Origin of the sequence: Paenibacillus konkukensis (genome assembly GCF_023523925.1) — a bacterium.
Classification (GTDB): domain Bacteria; phylum Bacillota; class Bacilli; order Paenibacillales; family NBRC-103111; genus Paenibacillus_S; species Paenibacillus_S doosanensis.
The window spans coordinates 2560295-2578517 of record NZ_CP027059.1 but is presented as its reverse complement, the minus strand read 5'-3'; the positions used below and the strand labels follow the sequence as shown (position 1 = coordinate 2578517).

At 55.6% G+C, this 18223-nt stretch carries 14 protein-coding genes; 9 read left to right on the top strand and 5 right to left on the bottom strand.

Annotated elements, in window-relative coordinates; genetic code table 11:
- Positions 1-134 precede the first annotated feature (134 nt).
- Together SK3146_RS11005 and SK3146_RS11000 are read left to right on the top strand one after the other, a co-directional pair.
- Positions 135-965, top strand: a complete 831-nt coding sequence (locus SK3146_RS11005; protein WP_249865114.1) for an MBL fold metallo-hydrolase — start codon at positions 135-137, stop codon at positions 963-965.
- A 98-nt stretch (positions 966-1063) separates the two neighbouring features.
- The gene (locus SK3146_RS11000) at positions 1064-2089 is read left to right on the top strand and encodes a Gfo/Idh/MocA family protein (protein ID WP_249865113.1); all 1026 of its coding nucleotides are present in this window, start codon (positions 1064-1066) and stop codon (positions 2087-2089) included.
- 273 nt (positions 2090-2362) lie between these two features.
- Here SK3146_RS11000 and SK3146_RS10995 read toward each other — a convergent pair whose 3' ends face one another.
- Entirely contained in the window at positions 2363-2911 is a 549-nt protein-coding gene (locus SK3146_RS10995; RefSeq protein ID WP_249865112.1) for a MerR family transcriptional regulator, read from the bottom strand.
- Positions 2912-3218: 307 nt separating this feature from the next.
- Positions 3219-5348, bottom strand: a complete 2130-nt coding sequence (locus tag SK3146_RS10990) for a methyl-accepting chemotaxis protein (RefSeq protein ID WP_249865111.1) — start codon at positions 5346-5348, stop codon at positions 3219-3221.
- A 247-nt stretch (positions 5349-5595) separates the two neighbouring features.
- Here SK3146_RS10990 and SK3146_RS10985 point away from each other — a divergent pair, with 247 nt between their 5' ends.
- The 5 genes from SK3146_RS10985 (at position 5596) to phoU (ending at position 10023) form a co-directional block, all read left to right on the top strand.
- On the top strand, positions 5596-6507 hold the full coding sequence (locus tag SK3146_RS10985) for a phosphate ABC transporter substrate-binding protein (RefSeq protein WP_249865110.1): 912 nt from the start codon (positions 5596-5598) through the stop codon (positions 6505-6507).
- Between the two features lie 289 nt (positions 6508-6796).
- Complete coding sequence (pstC, locus tag SK3146_RS10980) at positions 6797-7726, top strand: phosphate ABC transporter permease subunit PstC (RefSeq protein WP_249865109.1); 930 nt, start codon at positions 6797-6799, stop codon at positions 7724-7726.
- Complete coding sequence (pstA, locus tag SK3146_RS10975) at positions 7723-8598, top strand: phosphate ABC transporter permease PstA (protein ID WP_249865108.1); 876 nt, start codon at positions 7723-7725, stop codon at positions 8596-8598. Before pstC ends, pstA begins: the two co-directional genes overlap by 4 nt.
- Positions 8585-9343, top strand: a complete 759-nt coding sequence (gene pstB / locus SK3146_RS10970) for a phosphate ABC transporter ATP-binding protein PstB (RefSeq protein WP_249865107.1) — start codon at positions 8585-8587, stop codon at positions 9341-9343. The genes pstA and pstB overlap by 14 nt, the downstream gene beginning before the upstream one ends.
- Positions 9344-9363: 20 nt before the next feature.
- Positions 9364-10023, top strand: a complete 660-nt coding sequence (phoU, locus tag SK3146_RS10965; protein ID WP_249865106.1) for a phosphate signaling complex protein PhoU — start codon at positions 9364-9366, stop codon at positions 10021-10023.
- A gap of 53 nt (positions 10024-10076) precedes the next feature.
- Here the strand turns inward: phoU and SK3146_RS10960 are convergent, their stop codons facing one another.
- The 3 genes from SK3146_RS10960 to SK3146_RS10950 form a co-directional block, all read right to left on the bottom strand.
- Positions 10077-10535, bottom strand: coding sequence for a hypothetical protein (locus SK3146_RS10960; RefSeq protein ID WP_249865105.1), 459 nt, complete (start codon positions 10533-10535; stop codon positions 10077-10079).
- A 151-nt stretch (positions 10536-10686) separates the two neighbouring features.
- Positions 10687-11880, bottom strand: coding sequence for an MFS transporter (locus SK3146_RS10955; protein WP_249865104.1), 1194 nt, complete (start codon positions 11878-11880; stop codon positions 10687-10689).
- 66 nt (positions 11881-11946) lie between these two features.
- Positions 11947-12228, bottom strand: a complete 282-nt coding sequence (locus SK3146_RS10950; protein ID WP_249865103.1) for an ArsR/SmtB family transcription factor — start codon at positions 12226-12228, stop codon at positions 11947-11949.
- A gap of 51 nt (positions 12229-12279) precedes the next feature.
- On the opposite strand from SK3146_RS10950, the gene SK3146_RS10945 reads away from it, so the two are divergent.
- Both SK3146_RS10945 and SK3146_RS10940 read left to right on the top strand, forming a co-directional pair.
- Positions 12280-12717: a hypothetical protein gene (locus tag SK3146_RS10945; RefSeq protein ID WP_249865102.1), complete on the top strand. Its 438-nt coding sequence runs from the start codon at positions 12280-12282 to the stop codon at positions 12715-12717.
- Entirely contained in the window at positions 12605-18094 is a 5490-nt protein-coding gene (locus tag SK3146_RS10940) for an S-layer homology domain-containing protein (protein WP_349655218.1), read from the top strand. Before SK3146_RS10945 ends, SK3146_RS10940 begins: the two co-directional genes overlap by 113 nt.
- Positions 18095-18223: the final 129 nt, after the last annotated feature.

The following is an 18223-nucleotide window of genomic DNA, read 5'->3' as shown; positions in this document are numbered from 1 at the left end:
TCGGAAGACGTTCCCGTATGCGCAAGCCGTCGGTTTCGCCGCATTTTTCAATAAACAACATTTCTTATGCGTCCTGAAGGAAACGAAACATGCTATACTAGGAATGAAGCGTTTACAGGAAGGAGCGATACGCAATGAAGCTTTATCGAAGCGACGCTGCGCTGCAGCAGGAAATGAAGGAGACGAGCCTTCCTCCGGGAACGGCGGCTTTATGGGCTCTCGGACAGGCCGGTTTTTTAATTCAAATCGAGGATAAAAGGTTGGTTATAGACCCTTACTTGAGCAATAAAACGGCGGGAGGGCTCTGGGTTAGGCAGTTTCCGGCACCGGTAACTCCCGAGCAGCTGCCGGAGCTTGAAGCGGTGCTGTGTACGCATCAGCATGACGATCATATGGACGCCTCGACGTTAGCGAAGCTGTATCCGAGACAGACGACTCAGTTCATCATTCCGCGCGCGCATGCTGGTCTTATGGCTTCGTGGGGGCTGGGGCCCGAGCGGATTATCGGGATGAATCATATGGAAAGCGCGACGGTGAACGGGGTGGAGATCCGGGCAATCGCCGCGATGCACGACCGCTTCGAGCAGGACGATCAGGGCAATCATCGATACCTCGGCTATGTGATCCGCTGCGGCGGTCTGACGATATACCATTCCGGGGATACGATAGGATTTCCCGAGCTGGCGGAATGGCTGAAGGACGAGCGGATCGACATCGCGCTGATCCCGATCAACGGCAGAGATTATGCGCGAACCGCTCAAGGGATCGTCGGCAATTGCAATTACAGAGAGGCGGCCGATTTGGCGGCGGCGATCGGAGCGGATATGGTCATTCCGATGCATTTCGGCATGTTCGCGCATAATGACGAGAACCCGGCCTATTTCGTCGATTATTTGTATACGCGTTATCGGGCGCAAAAATTCCATATGATGACGGCCGGAGAACGGTTTATTTATATGAAGTAAGGATGAACGGCCGCCGGTCATTGAAGCGGCTCATGAGGCTCCGGCCGGACAGCAGAAAGTACTCGAATCGGAAATCTTGTAAAGCGAGGGAAGAACACATGATGACCATACGCATAGGATTGATCGGAGCCGGAGGGATTGCGCGCTCGCGGCATTTGCCGGGCTTGCAAAAGCTTGAAGGCGTGGAACTGGCTGCAGTGGCGAACCGTCGTTACGACAATGCGCTGAAGGCCGCCGAGGAGTACGGCTTCGGCAAGGCTTATCGGACTTGGCAGGAGGTGGCCGAAGATCCCGCCGTCGATGCGGTGTTCGTCTGCACCCCGCCGTATTTGCATAAGGAAATTACGGCCTATTGTTTGGCCCGGGGCAAGCATGTGTTCTCTCAGGCGAGAATGGCTATGAACTTGCCGGAGGCGCTGGAGATGCTGAAGCTGGACGAGTCGACCCGGCTGACCACGATGCTCTGCCCGCCGCCGAATTATATGAAGGTGGAGCCCTACGCGCTTCAGCTGCTGGCGGAAGGGACGCTCGGCGACATACGCCATGTCAGCCTGACGCATCCTTCAGGGCAGTACTCCGATCCCCGCAAGCCGCTCCACTGGAGGCAGCGGGCGGATCTGCAGGGAATCAACGCGCTCGATGTCGGCATTATGGGAGAGGTGCTGAACAAATGGTTCGGACCGGTCAAAACGCTGTATGCCGAGGGGCAAACTTGGGTTACAGAACGGCCGCAGGATAACGAGGGCTTCAGCCGGGTGGAGCTGCCGGATTCCGTAACGGTGATCGGGCGGTTCGCTCGCGGGCCGCAGCTTACCGCACTGTTCAGCGGCGCGGTGCAGGGCGGAACCCCGCAGCTGTCGATTCACGGCAGCCGCGGTACGCTGACCTGCTATCCGGAAGCGTCTTATCTGCTGCTCCGAACGGTGGAGGGCGAGAAGCGGCTGGACGTTCCGGCGGACCGGATCAAGGAATGGACCGTCGAGCGCGATTTTATCGAAGCGGTGCGGCAGGGCCGCAAGGGCGATCCGTCATTTCGCGACGGCGCCAAATATATGGCTTTTACACAGGCGGTTGCGGACTCAATTCGCACCGGCGGGCGCGTAGCAGTCGCGGAGATTTCTTGAGCTAAGGGAAGGCGAAAAAAATGCCCTGCAATCCGTTTGAGGATGCAGGGCATTGTGCTGCCTTATGACCGGGTTGAAATTTGCTGAGACGTCTGTGCAGGGAAAAGAAGCGTTTGTTCGCGGCAAATCCTGTCGTGAAATACGGCCCGTCGTCTTGCCGAGGCCGGGGTTGGCGGTTTCTTATGCGCATCGTACAACCTCCGGATAAGGGATAATCAGTGACGATAAAGTAGACGAAGACAGTGGAAACAGCCTGTACTAACAGAGGCGCATTTAAAACATGCTGAACAGCATGCTGATGAAGCCTTTCTTTTTGGACGGTTTAGGCGTTTCGCGCAGGCTGGCGAGGGTGCGTTCGGAATGGCGCGACAAGGATCGTTGAATAACCTCGACCTCGGCTGCGAGCGTTTGAACGGATTTGCGGATTTCGTCGAGCTCATTGCGATGCTGCAGTATTTGCGTGGATACAATATCGCTGGCTTTCTGCTCCAGCCGCAGTTCCAGGTCGGCGATGCGCTGGAGAAGTGCGTCCGTCTGTGCGGCGCTGTGGCTGATCGCAGCGCCGGCGGATTGCAGCTCGGCTACCGGAAGGGTGCGCGGCTTCACCGTGCGGGAATCGCCGTCCCAAATCGCCTGCATCGTCTTGCCCTGCTGCAGCTGTTCTTGAATGGAACGAAGCCGCTGCAGATCGTCCTCGGAATAGATGTAGTGACCGAGCTCATCCTTTTGAAACCAGCCTTGAAAAAAAGCAACCCAACGTTTAACTGTGGTGGGGCTCACCCCCAGCTTCAGAGCGACTTCCTTGGTAGTCATTGCTTCCATCTTAGCGCCTCCTCCGTCCTGTGCTTTAGGTTTTCATATAAGCTATTCGCCCCTTTTTTCCAACTCCCTGCAAGGGTGACAAAGGTAGTGTCCATTCGCTAAAGAAAGTAGTTTTTCACACGATTCATCGTTATTGCGACAGACTTTGAAGCATCGGGTGTCTTCGGCGCGAGACGTACGGAATGGCGTCGAACATTGAAACGGCTCCAATCCTTAGCGGGGACTTGCCGCTGCGGCGATTGGTGCATAAAAATAACCCGCGGGGTCGGAGCGTGCCGACCCGCGGGTTATTCGGTTTTTTAGACCATTACCAGCTTCTTTTCTTTCTCCTCCGTTGCGGGAGGAGTTTGAGGCTCCTTCGAAGCGGAATCCTCCGCCCGGGAACCGGCCCCTTCCGACGACGCTTCGGGGACAGCGGACTGCTTCGCTCCGGGCGCTTCCTCCCTGGCAGCGCTACCGGGCTCAGCCCCCGCTCCTGCGCCGGCTCAGGCTCCCGCCCCGGCTCGCCGGAGACCGCCTTGCCCGGCGTGCGCTCGCGCAGCGGAGCTTCCGCCTGCGCCTCCATCGCCCCCGCATTACGCTCCGGCGTCTTCGCAGCTTCGTCGGCCGCGCCGCCGTTACTGGCGCCGCCAAGGCCGGCGTTGTTGCCGTCTCCGCCGTGCTGCGCATTCGGAGCAGCGGGCTCTGCGGTTGTGCCGGCTTCGTCGATTTGAAACCGGCTGATTTCATCAAACAGCTTCTGCGACAGAGAGAACATATCGTCCGCCTGCCCGGCGATCCGCTGGATCGAGGCGTCCTGCTGGATGGAGGTGGAGTTCACTTCTTCGACGGCCGCCGCGGTCTCCTGGGCGATAGCGGCGACGAACTGCACGGAGCCGACGAGCTTGCCGTTCTTATCTTTTGCTTGTGCGATCTGCTCCTGAATGCGGTCGATTTGGCCGGACAGCTCGTCCATCGAAGCGCGGATTTGCCCGAAGGAGGCCAGGCTTTCGTTCATTTTGCCGCTTTGCTGCTCGAACGATTGGCGGGCGCCGCCCAAATACGTCTCCAGCTCCTTCGTCTGATCGAGCAGAGAGCGGATGATCGCGGCGATCGAGCGGGACGATTCGTTCGTCTGCGAAGACAGCTGCCTCACCTCCTCGGCGATGACCGAGAAGCCGCGTCCGTGCACGCCGGCCCGCGCGGCTTCGATGGCGGCGTTCAGCGCGAGCACGTTCGTCTGATGGGAAATATCGGTAATGGTATTCACGATATGATGAATTTGCACGGTGCTTCCCGATAGGCCGGCCATCGCGGCGTAGACCTTATCCAGCACGGCCTCGGACGCATGGGCGGCCTGCCGGAGCGATTCCATCGAAGCGGAGCCGGTGTGCGTGTTGAGCGCGGCCTCGCGGCTTTTTTGCTGCACGGTGGCGGCGTATTCCGAGATCGTTTCGATCTCTCGCTCCAGCTCGGAGATGAGATAGGCGCCTTGCTCCGACTGCGTCGCTTGCTGATCGGCCCCGGAGGCAATCTCCTGAATCGCGCGAATGATGTCGGCGTTGGCGGCGGCCGTCGAGACGGAGAAGCGGTGCAGCGAGCCGGAATGCCCGGACAGCGTCGAGGCGATGCCGCGCGTGCCCGCGATCATGCCGCGCACCTGGTCGGCCATCCGGTCGAAGCTGCGGCTTAGCTCTCCCAGCTCGTCGCGGGAGCTGCTGCCGATCCGGCTGCGCAGATCGCCCGCGGCGATCGAATGGACGGCTTGCTGCAGCCTGCGGATCGGCCTGGCGAACGAGCGGATCAGCAAGGCTGCGATGGCCGCGCCCGCGACGAAAACGAGCGCCGAAGCGGCCCACATGACCAGCTCGGTACGGTGAAGCAGCGCCTCGGTGCCTGCTATGGCTTCCTGCGCATCTTCGGAATAGGCGATATAGAAATGGTCGACGTTTAAGAAGATATCGCTCATTAGTCTTTGCGATTCGTTATATAAATACTCCATATTTTTATCCAGATCGGCCGGAGACAAGCTCTTCTCCTGCACCAGTTTGGCCGCGACGTCGAACGTATTCGTATAATCGACGGTAAGCGAGATAAGCTGGCTGCGCCATTTGGCCTGCTCCGGGGTGGAGGCGGTGTCGCCGATTTTTGTGATCATGCCGTCGAATACCTTTCTCTTCTCGTTATATGTCGGTATGTAGTCGGCTTTCTTCGATATTTCCAGCCCCGAGGCGATAATGTTCAGCTCCTGCACCATTTCCTTCAATTCCAGCGCCATCAGCTTCAGCTCGACCTTGTCGTTCTGCTGCTTCAAGTAGGCTTTCATCATTCCCACCTGCTGAAGATTGTACAACGCGACGGACACAAACAGAGCGAGCATAGCTGTAAGTCCCAGCGCCAGCTTCACTTTGAAAGTAAGGCCGGACAAACGGAGCAGCGTTTTGTTTCGGATAGGCATGTTCGATCCCTCCAGTAGTTTTTATGCCGGATACATAGGACCCCCGTATGAGTCAATGAATCCTTTTGCCTACATTATAGGAAGCAAGTATTAAGACAAAGTCCTTTTTTTGTAAAAATCAATTCAAAACGGCGCCGAATGAACTTTTACATTCCGTTTACGTTTTGCGGGTTCAAACTTTACATTGGCTTGTTACGATGTCCAAGTAAACCAAAAACGAACCGAAACAAAGGGAGGACAAACAGAGATGTTGAAACATTTCTCGAAAAAAGGATTCAGCTTTGCACTCATCGCGATTTTATTAATGGGGGTTCTCGTGGCATGCGGCACGAAACCGGCTGCACCGGAGACAAACGCACAGACAAACGGCGCTCAACCGGCCGGAGAGAAAAAGCCCGAGCCTGCGGCCGAATTGACCGGCACCGTTACCGCATCCGGCTCCAGCGCTCTGCTTCCGCTCGTTAAACAAGCTTCGACCGAGTTTATGGAGAAAAATCCTAAAGTTACCGTAAACGTAACGGCAGGCGGTTCCGGCACAGGCTTGAAAAACGTAGCCGACGGCACTTCCGACATCGGCAACTCCGACGTAGCTGCAGGCGATGAATATAAAGACAAAGGTCTGGTTGACCATGTCGTCGCTATCGCTCCTTTTGCCTTGATCGTGAATAAAGACGTAGCTGTCGATAATTTGACGAAAGCGCAAGCGGCCGATATTTTCATGGGCAAAATTACGAACTGGAAAGAAGTCGGCGGCAAAGACGAAAAAATCGTCGTCGTTCACCGTCCCGAAAGCTCCGGCTCCAGAACGCTCGTGAAGCAAATCGTGCTTGACAATAAAGAATTTACGAAAGACGGCGTTACGCAAGAGTCCAGCGGCGCGGTAGCGACGACAGTCGGCTCCACCGCAGGCTCCATCGGTTATGTCGACACTCCTTATTTGAACGATACGATCAAAGCTTTGAAATTCGAAGGCGTAGCATTCAGCAAAGATACGATCAAAGAAGGCAAATACCCGCTGTATGGCATAGAGCATATGTATACGAAGGGCGAAGCGAAAGGTGCGGTAAAAGCATTCATCGACTACATCTCCAGCTCCGACTTCCAAGGCAAAAAGGTCGAAGAGCTGAAGTTCCTGCCTGCCGACCTGCTGAAAAAATAAGCTTTCCAGCGCAGAATCAACCTCTCAGACCCGGTCATATGGCCGGGTCTATTGCCGTTTGCCGGACGAATGGGACGATGGTGAGCAAAAAGGCGGTGATTTCATCGCGTTTATAAGAGCGGCGCGGCTTGCGCGAAAATTTTACATTGTCTTAACAATCCGCCTGCATGGCTTTTACAAATGTCCTCTATGATGAAAAAGAACAGCACGAAGCGGACAAAACGTTGAACGACGGTGAAGCTTGCCGTGATTCGTTCATTTATTCAATCGATTAGGGGGCAACTGCATCGTGAATTCCTTCGTTGACAAGCTTAATGAAACGGCCACAGTAGACAAAAAGGTAAGCCGGTGGACGAAACAGCAAAACCGTACCGACCAGTTGATGAAATGGCTGTTCGTCGGCTCGGCCGTTTTGGTATCGGCCATTATTTTCTCCATTATCGCGTTCGTCGGCATGCAGGGAGTGAAGACGTTCGCCGACGTTTCTCCTTGGACGTTCTTCTTCTCGAAGGAGTGGACGCCGAGCCAAAATGAATTCGGCATTTTCGCCTTTCTGTACAGCACCTTGGTCCTGACGCTGCTATCCGTCGTGCTCTCCGTGCCGCTGGCTTTGTCGGGAGCGATGTTTATGGCCAAGATCGCGCCGAAATGGGTGCGCGAAATCATGCGGCCCGCGACGGACTTGTTCGTCGGCATCCCTTCGGTCGTATACGGCTTGATCGGTCTGACCGTGATCGTGCCGATGCTCGCCAAAACGACCGGTACGATAGGGTACGGCATTTTGCCGGCCGCGATTATTCTCGCGATCATGATCCTGCCGACGATTCTCTCGATTTCCGAGGACGCGATCCGCGCCTTGCCGGGCCGCTTGGAAGAAGCTTCGCTGGCGCTCGGCGCGACCCGCTGGCAGACGATCTGGAGAGTGCTCCTTCCGGCCGCGCGTCCGGGAATTATTACCGGCATTATTCTGGGCATGGGCAGAGCGATCGGGGAGACGATGGCGGTATTCATGGTCATCGGCAACTCGCCGCAAATGCCGGGCTCGCTGCTGGAGTCCACAACCGTGCTGACGACGGCGATCGTGAAAGATATGGGCAATACGAATTACGGCACGACATGGAATAACGCTTTGTATCTAATGGCGCTTGTGCTGCTCCTGATCTCCTTGTCGTTGATCATTATTATCCGGTTCGTAGCCAAGAGGAGTGAAGTGAAATGACGAGCAAAACGACCGATCGCATCGCTACCGGATTTTTCTGGCTGACCGGCATCGCCATTATGCTTCTGCTGGCCTGGTTTCTTATCCGCATCTTGGGCGACGGGCTGCCGCAGCTGTCGTGGAAGTTCATCACGGGCAAGCCGCAGGAGATTATGGCCGGCGGCGGCGTAGGGCCGATGCTGTTCAACTCGTTCTATATCTTGTTCTTGTCCTTGCTGTTCTCGCTACCGATCGGGATCGGAGCGGGCGTCTACCTGACGATTTACGCCAAGCAAAACAAGTTTACCGATTTCATTCGAATTTCCGTAGAAGCTCTATCTTCCGTTCCGTCGATCGTCTTCGGTCTGTTCGGCTTCCTGCTGTTCGTCAATTTATTCGGCTTGAAGTTCTCGATTATCGGCGGCGCGGCGACGCTATCGCTGCTGAACTTGCCCGTGCTTGTCCGCGTAACGGAGGAGGCGCTGCGTTCGGTGCCGGAATCGTACTGGGAAGCTTCGCTGGCGCTCGGCTCGACCCGCTGGCAGGCGATCCGCAAAGTATTGCTGCCCGCCGCGCTGCCGAACCTGATCACGGGAATCACGCTTGTAGCCGGACGGGCTCTCGGGGAATCGGCGATTCTGATCTATACCGCAGGGCTGTCGGTATCGCGCTTTTTCCCGGATTGGAACCCGCTGGCGATGGGGGAGACGCTGGCTACCCATCTGTGGTACGTCCAGTCGGAAGCGCTCGTCCCTGACGCCAAGCAAATCGCCAAAGGAAGCGCGGCGCTCCTACTCATCGTGGTGCTGATCTTCAACCTGCTGATCGGCATCCCGAGCCGCATCCTACAAAAACGACTTTCCGGGGGAAATAACCGTGGTGGAGAAAAATAAAATCAAAGTAGAGAAGCTCAACCTGTTTTACGGAGAAAATCAAGCGCTGCACGGCATCGGCCTGGAGATCAAGAACAACTCCATCGTCGCGCTGATCGGCCCTTCCGGCTGCGGCAAGTCAACATTTTTGCGGACGCTCAACCGAATGAACGATCTGATCGATAGCGTGCGGATCAACGGCAATATTTATGTCGACGGGCAAAACATTTACGGACAGGAAATGGACGTCGCCCTGCTGCGCAAAAAAGTCGGGATGGTGTTCCAGCGCCCGAATCCTTTTCCGATGAGTATTTACGACAACATTGCATACGGGCCGAGAATCCACGGTACGAAGAGGAAGGCCGTTCTCGACGAGATCGTAGAGAAGAGCCTTGTCCAGGCAGCGCTGTGGGATGAAGTCAAGGATCGGCTGCACAAGTCCGCGCTCGGACTGTCCGGGGGCCAGCAGCAGCGGCTCTGCATCGCCAGACTGCTTGCCGTCGAGCCCGACGTTCTGCTGATGGATGAGCCTACTTCGGCTTTGGACCCGATCTCTACGTTGAAGGTGGAAGAGCTGACGCAAACGCTGAAAGAAAAATATACGATCATTATCGTCACGCACAACATGCAGCAGGCTGCGCGTATTTCCGATTACACATCGTTCTTCCTGAACGGAGAGCTGATCGAATCCGACCAAACGGATAAAATTTTCACCGCTCCGACGGATCAAAGAACGGAAGATTATATTACCGGACGCTTCGGATAACGGATCATAAGGGGGCTATTATGGATACGAGATCGAATTTTCATCAAAATGTCGACGAGCTGCAGCAATCGCTGCTTACGATGGGAACCCATGTGGAGGATTCCATTGCGCGGGCGGTCGACGCGCTGGCTGCGCTCGACGAGAAGCTGGCCAGGGACGTCGTCGACCATGACGACGTGATCGACGATATGATGCTGGAGATCGAAGAGCGCTGCCTGCGTCTGATCGCGCTTCAGCAGCCGATGGCCGGAGATTTGCGAATTATCGGCACCGCCTTGAAAATCGCAACGGACCTGGAGCGGATCAGTGACCATGCAGTAGACATCGCCAAGATTTGCATCCGGCTGTCCGGCGAAACGCTGATCAAGCCGCTCGAAGATATTCCGCAGATGGCGGCCATGGTAAGACATATGCTGCGCGAAAGCCTGCTGTCTTATACCGAGCGCAACATCCATCGCGCCGCGGCGCTGGCTGAGAAGGACGACGAGGTCGATAAGCTGTACAGCACGCTGATGAACGAAATTATCGGCATGATGAACAGCGATTTTGCCCGCAACCGCCAGCTGTCGCAATTGATGTTCGTCGCCCATTACTTGGAGCGTGTGGCCGATCATTGCACGAACATCGGCGAAGGCGTCATTTATATCGTTGCCGGCAAGCGGAAGGATTTGAATGTTTAGATTGAATATTGGAGTAAATAAAGAGACCGGAGAGGTCTCTTTTTTATACATGCTTACCATTCTCCAATGATTGCTTCTAATTCTCCGGCTATTTGGAAGGGGATTTCCTGCTTCCCTGCCTTTACGAAACCTTGCAATTCAATGTCAGGATGTTCAATATCGATTGTATTCGAATTTGCAAACACCTCTTTAATCGGAGCGAAGATTGTAAAATTCGCGGTTTCATCAGAATTCAGATGGACCGGTCTTTTCTCTGTTTTCCCTTCAACTACAAAAGGGTTGTTTTTCGCGCCGCTTATTTGTTTAATTGGGTAACTTAAATTCAAGTGTAAATGGGTAAGCTGAAACTTGGAACTATTTTTAATTTCAATTGAATATGACCTCGAATCACTATTTAATTGCTTATCGACAAGCTTGAAGCGAATGTCTTTATCATTGAAACTACCGCTATCGGTTGAGCATCCGGACAAAGCAATCAGCAAAACGAAAACGCTAAGCATGTATTTGTTCATTGTGAGCCTCCGTTCTAGGAAAAGATTTTGTTTATTTGAATGATTTACAAATCGTTCCATTCAAATTAGACGCACAATGAATACGCCATGTTGCATGATTTGGCACAAAACCGTCAAGGGCCAACCCCCTGACGGTTTTTCATTCTATCCCTTACACCCTTTGCAGCTTACGCTTCTCCGTCTTGCGGCGAGCTTGCGAGCGCGACATGCCCGCAGAGGCGGCAGCGGTTGCGGCCGCGATCGTTACCCCGGCGGCGCCGATCCAGCTGATGGACGTCAGCGACGCTTGCTCGACGACAACGCCGCCGATGCCTGCGCCCGCCGCCATGGCGAGCTGCAGCACGGAGCTGTTCAGGCTGAGCATAATGCCCGAAGCTTCCGGCGCCTGCCGGATCAAATTATACTGCTGGGTCGGCCCTGACGACCAGGCGGCGAAAGACCATAGCGCCAGCAGCGGCATCATGAGAGCGGGAGATGCTCCCGCCACGGAGATTAGAACGAGGGCCGCGGCATGAACGAGCATGCCTGAGATCAGCGTGCGGGATACGCCCCATCGGTCCGTGCTGTAGCCTCCGAATTTGGAGCCGAGCAAGCTGGCGATGCCGAAGGCGAACAGCCCGATGCTGACCCCTTGCTCGCTCATTCCGGTCACGGTGAGAAGAAACGGCGAAATGTACGTATAAGCTATCGCGTAACCGGCGATCCAGAAGAAAGTGATCAGCAATGCGACCGCAATTCTCGGCTCCTTAAGCAGGGCTAACTGCTTGCCGATCGGCACGGGCTCCTCGCCTCCCGACTTAGGAATGGTCAGCGCTACGGCGGCCATCGCGAGCAGGGCGAGCACGCCGATGCCTCCGAACACCATTCGCCAATCATAGTAAGAAGCGACGACTCGGCCGATCGGGACGCCGACGATCAGTGCGGTCGAGAAGCCCATCACAAGCGTGGCGATGGAGCTTCCCTGCTTATCGGAGGGAGCCAGCTTGGAAGCGACGGTTAGCGCGGTAACGACGAATACGCCAGTGCTGAGCGCCAGGATGATGCGCGAGGCGACGAGGAAGGCGAAGCCGGACAAGAGGACGGCGGCTGCGTTGCCGAGCACGAAAACGCCCAGGGAGTACAGTAGCAGCTTGCGGCGGTCCAGCCGCGAGGTGACGGCCATGAGCACCGGCGTCCCGAAGGCGTAAGCAAGTGAAAATACAGTGATAAGCTGACCCGCAGCAGATAAGGGAACCCCGATATCCGCCGCCACTTTATCCAAAATCCCCGCGATAATAAATTCGGATGTGCCGACCAGGAAGCTGACGGCGGCAAGTATATAAATTTTCCATACATAAGACTTCATCGTATTGCTCCTCTCTCCACTCTAATTTTATATTTCTACAAATATAGAAATAAACGATAAAAAAAATTACTCCAGCAAAAAAGGCGCGTATTTTTGGGCAATATCACGGTTTACGCTGTAATAGATGTACGTCCCGTCTTTGCGCAGATCCAGCAAGCCGCAGTCCGTGAGCTGTTTCAGATGATGCGACAGCGTGGAACCGGCGACGGATTCCAGCTTAGACATAATATCCGAGCAGCACAGATTCCTTTCCTCAGTCAGCAGCAGAGCGATTTTGATCCGGGTCGGCTCGCCGAGCGCTTTATATACTTTGACGGCTTGCCGAACTTCTGCGTTATCCTCGACCATACTAACCTCACCTTTGCTTATAAAGTCTGCCCGACGGAGTTACTTTCGCGCATGGACTCTTTATTCGTTATTTCTACAAGTATGGAAATTAAAATAGCACAGTTTTCGGTGAAAGTAAATACTGTTTTTCAAACGAAATATCCGAATAAGCCCGCCATAAAAAAAACACAAGCAAAAAAACACAATAAAAGAACGTATGCCCGCATAAGAAAGCATAATCATTCCTTTGGGGACGAGACCTATAATGAATTCTTGATGTTAGCGTTTTCATTTTTATGGAGAGAGGTGTTGGGAATTGAGGGAAAAGATCCATCGTTTCAAGCTAGCGGTTATAGCATTGCTCGTTTTTTCCTTGCTGCTGCCGAGCGGGTTGATCGTGCAGCCTACGGGGGCGAAGGCGGCCCAGCTTGCCAATTTGGCGCTGGGGAAGAAAGTGTCGGCCAGCACGACGTCGAATGCCGAAAAAAACGGAACGGGCTTGGCCGTTGACGGCGACGTCAGCACTAGCTGGAATTCCAACAGCAAAGATTTAAGTCCCTGGTTTCAAGTCGATTTCGGAGAGCCTGCGACCTTTAACGAGGTGAAGCTGAACTGGAGATCGACGAACGTCAAGCAGATTTCGATTCAGTATATGGACAGCGATGGCAAATGGAAGGATGTTTTCGTCAAGCGGCCTCCTTATCAAGCCGTCGATACGATCGATTTTCAATCGGTGACCTCTTCTTCCGTAAGATTGCAGATGAATTTTGACAGCAAAAACTTCCAATTGTATGAATTCGAGGTGTACAACAACCCGGATGCGGCGCCGCCGTCGGAGCATCTGAGCAGCGTAACGCTGACGGATGCGAGCCCGCATCTGTATAAACAGGACGAAGTCGTGCCTCTTGCGGTGAACGCCGAGAAGTCCCTCATCCTCTCCGGCAAGCTCGATAACGGCAGCGATGCCGTACTGGACGGCAGCACGACTTATTTTACAAGCTCCGATCCGTCGGTCGCTTCGGTGGATAATACCGGCAAAATCAAGGCGCTCAAGGACGGGAAGACGAAAATTACAGCCGAGGCCATCGTCGGCGGTACGCTGATCGGGACGAGCATCCAGCTTGAAGTGTACGATCCGGCGCAGCAGATCAATGCGGTCCAAGGCAAACCGGCGACGGCGAGCTCAGGCAATGCGGCGGCGGCAGTCGACGGCACGAATGCTGCGTGGATTCCAAGCGCGGCGGATGTAGGCGATGATCAAGCCTCCTGGCTGCAGACGAGTCTTACCGATACGTATTCGTTCAACCGCGCGCTCCTTACATTCGTAAATCCGGAGAAGCTGAGCGGATACGCGATTCAAGCGTCGAGCGACGGAACGGTATGGAAGGACGTGTATGCGAAGACAGGAACGGTGGCCGCGACCGAATCGGTTATTTTCCCGAAAACGAACGGCGATTTTATTCGGCTCAAGCTGTCTCATCTGTCCGAAGGGGCGGGCGTGCAGGAATTTGAAGTTTACGGCAGCCTGCTGGATATTTTGAAGACCGTTCAATTTTACGACGGTCAGCAAACTTATGCGCAGCTGAACGACACGATCTACTTAAACAAGGGAGATACGGCCCAGCTCAAGCTGAAAGGGACGCTGACCCGAGGCGATGAGCCGGCGGATCTGTCCAAAGCGACGGTGACGTACACTTCGAAAAATACGAAGGTCGCCACGATCGACGGCAACGCGAAAATTACAGCGGTGGACGAAGGCGTCGTTCTCGTGTACGCGACGGCGGTGCTGAATGAAAAAACAGTGTATTCGAGTATTTGGGTGGAGGTCGCCAATCCGAATAAGGATCTCAAGCCTTTGCTTGCCGATCTGGAGCTGGCTCATCCCAGCATGACGATCGATATCGGGCAGCCGGCTTTGCTGCAGATCGGGGACGCGTATCCGTCGGTTACGGCGCTTCCGTATGTCGACGCTGCGATCAGCGCGGAGCTGGTGCTGCACGACCATGAAACGATTCAAACGCTGCAATCGATTCCAGCTCGTCAATTCCAGGCCGGTGACAGCCAGAGCATCCCGTTTGCGGGCGCGGTCTCGCAGTACGGTCAATATGAGATTCGGCTGACGATCGATTCGGCAGGCAATCCATCGGCGTACGACACATTCTATTTTACGGTGCTGGACCCGGCGATGCTCAAGACGGATCAAAGCAATATCGTCTATTTGGGACCGGATGGAAGACTGGTCTACGTGCCGGACTACAAAGGAAACCGCGTGCTCGATTTCTCGAACGTCGGTTATCAAGGCGGCGGCGCAGCGCTCCCGGACGCTCCGGTGAAGGTTGTCGTCGAACCGGTTCAAGGCGATGCCACGCAGCTGATTCAAGATGCCATCGATCAAGTTTCAGCGATGCCGGAGGATGAGGGCGGAATTCGCGGCGCCGTCTTATTGAAGAAGGGCAGATACGACATTGCGGGTTCCCTGAGCATGCCGGTCGGCGGCGTCGTCCTGCGGGGCGAAGGACAGGATGAGCGTGACGGTACGCTTCTGTTCGGAACCGGCAGTGAAGCAAGAACGCTAATTCAAGCGGGCAGTACGGCCGGCGTACAGGTCGATTCCGCCACGGCGCAGGACATAACCGATATGTTCGTGCCGGCGGGAGCGCGCTCGTTCCGGGTTGCCGACGCCAGCGGGTTCAAAGTAAAGGATACGGTTATTGTGCGCCGCGTCGGCAACCAGAGCTGGATTCATGCGACCGATATGGACAAAATTTACGACCGTCCGGGCTTGCCGCCGGGATCTTCGTCACAGATGACGCCGTTCAATCTCGATTTTGACCGGGAAATTACCAAGATTGAGGGCAACGTCATTACGGTAGACGCTCCGATCGCCAATTCCATCGAAAGACGATGGGGCGGAGGGCAAATTATGAAGTATTCGGACCCTGGCCGTATTGAAAATATAGGCGTCGAAAATATGGCCGTCGATTCCGACTTCGATCCTTCGATTATGAGTACCGTTATGGACAACGATACGACGGACCCGTATTATGCGGACGATAATCACCTGCAAACGTTCGTCGCGATGAACGGTTTGAAAAATAGCTGGGTCCGCGATGTGACGGGCAAGCATCTGGCGACCTCACTGGTCAAAATCGACCGAAACGCCAAATGGGTGACCGTTCAGGACTGCAAAGTCACCGACTTTGTCAGTACGATTACCGGCGGGACAAGATACGCTTATTATTTTGTCGGCCAATTGAACCTGGTACAGCGTTCTTATTCGGAAACCGAGCGCCATGCGTTCGTATTCGACAGCCGGGTTCCGGGCCCGAATGTAATTCATAACAGCGAATCGCAGAAAAATTACAACTCCAGCGAACCGCATCACCGCTGGTCGACAGGCGGCTTGTTCGATCAGGTCAAAGGTCATATCGTGATCCGTGACCGCGTTTGGCTGGGCAGCGGACATACGTGGGCCGGAGCGAACTACGTAACGTGGAACACCGAAGGCATTTTGACGGCACAGCAGCCTCCTACGGCGCAAAACTATGCGATCGGCCATGTGGGAGCGAAAGAGCCGGGGATCGTTCCCGACGACTACGATACGCGTCCGAGAAAGGATGCGTATTGGGATCATCTCGGCAGCCATGTCAATCCTCCCAGCTTATATTTACAACAGCTTCAGGACCGGCTCGGCGAAGAGGCCGTTAAGGCGATCCAGCCGCAGCCGTACGGTATAGGTAAGCCGTCTGCGCCGGCGGGCTTAAGCGCCGCGGCGGGAGACGCGCAGGCGTCGCTGACGTGGAATACGGTGAGCGGAGCGACCTATTACAACGTCAAGCGCAGTACGACGCAAGGAATGGGCTATGTCAACATTGCTTCCCATGTGACGGACAATCATTACACGGATACGGGGCTCGTCAACGGAACGACCTATTATTATGTCGTCACGGCGGCGAATAGCGCAGGCGAGAGCGCGGAATCCAATGAAGCGTCGGCCGTGCCGAGCGCGGGAATGACGATGCAAGTGCCTGATGCGCCAGCGGGCTTAAGCGCCGCGGCGGGAGACGCGCAGGCATCGCTGACGTGGAATACGGTGAGCGGAGCGACCTATTACAACGTCAAGCGCAGCACGACGCAAGGAACGGGCTATGTCAACATTGCTGCGAATGTGACGGACAATCATTACACGGATACGGGGCTCGTCAACGGAACGACCTATTATTATGTCGTCACGGCGGCGAATAGCGCAGGCGAGAGCGCGGAATCCAATGAAGCGTCGGCCGTGCCGAGCGCGGGAATGACGGTGCAAGTGCCTGATGCGCCAGCGGGCTTAAGCGCCGCGGCGGGAGACGCGCAGGCGTCGCTGACGTGGAATACGGTGAGCGGAGCGACCTATTACAACGTCAAACGCAGCACGATGCAAGGAACGGGCTATGTCAACATTGCTGCGAATGTGACGTCGAATGTGTACAAAGACCTCGGTTTGACGAACGGGGCCGCCTACTATTATGTCGTTACGGCGGCCAATGATGCCGGCGAAAGCGCCTATTCCAACGAAGCTTCCGCGAAGCCTAATCGGACGATAGTCAGAAGAAGCGGCGGGGGAGGCGGCTCTTCGGCAGCGGCTCCGATCGTTCAGTCCGGCAAGGACGGGGCGCAGTTCTTGAACGTCGACCCGGTTATCGAGAAGATGGCGGACGGCAGAACCGCAGCCAAAGTCACCTTGGATGAAGCTGCCGTAACCAATGCGATCGAAGCATTGATCGCGGATGCATCTGCAGCGCCTCAAATTACAATCGAAGCCACAAGCGGCGATGCCGACGCAGCCGTGTTCCAGCTTCCGGCTCAAGTATTGGCGGATGCCCTGGGCAAGCTGCCGCAGCTGGTCGTCTGCGTGAAGTATGGCGGTACGACGTACAGCCTGCCGATCCGCGCGGTCGACTTCGCGGCCCTGGCTAAGCAGCTCGGAACGGAAGTGAAGGACGTGCAGCTGACGCTGTCGATGGAGCGCGTCAATAACGACACGCTGCAAGCCGTCAAAGATAATGCGAAGCAAGCGGGGCTGGAGATCGTCTCCGAGGTGGTCGATTTCCGCGTGACTGCCGAAGCCAAAGGCAAATCGGTCTCCGTAACGGACTTCGGTACGAACTACGTCTCGCGGACGATGAGCGTCGGCAAGACGCTGGACGCGAGTCGGTCGACGGCTGTTCTGTACAATCCTTCGACCGGCAAGTTCAGCTTCGTTCCGGCGATATTCAGCACCGGCGGCAGCGGGACGCAGGTTACGATCAAGCGTCCGGGCAACAGCATCTATGCCGTTGCCGAGTCGGGCAAATCGTTCCCGGATTTGGCCGGCCACTGGTCCCGCGCCGATGTGGAGCTGCTCGCATCGAAGCTGGTCGTCAACGGCATGACGGATACAACCTTCAGTCCGGACAGCCGAATTACCCGGGCCGAATTCGCGGCGATTCTCGTTCGCGCCCTGGGATTGTCCGGTAGCGGCGCTTCCCGGTTCTCCGACGTAACATCGTCGGACTGGTATTCGGACGTCGTCGGCGCTGCCGTTAAGGCCGGTCTGATCGACGGCTTCGAAGACGGCACATTCAAGCCGGACGCGAATATAACCCGCGAACAAATGGCCGTCATGGCGGCGCGAGCACTGAAGCTTGTGAGCAAACCGGCCTCTGGCGACGCCGCAGCCTTGAAGGCATTCGCCGACGGTCCGGCGATCGGCGGCTGGGCTAAGGAAGCGGTCGCGCAAGTTTTGAACGCGCGCATCATGAACGGCATGACGGACCGCAACTTCGCGCCAACTGACCATGCAACGCGCGCGGAAGCGGCCGTGATGGTCAAACGTCTTCTGCAGTACGCGGAGCTTATGAATTAACCGATCGGGCACCTCTATGGCCCCGATATGCCGACAGGCGTATCGGGCGCTTTAGAGGTGCTTTTTGCCGTCGCCAATGGTTGTGCTTTTCAGATCATAGGCCCTGGTTCCTTGTATTCAGCCCGTTAT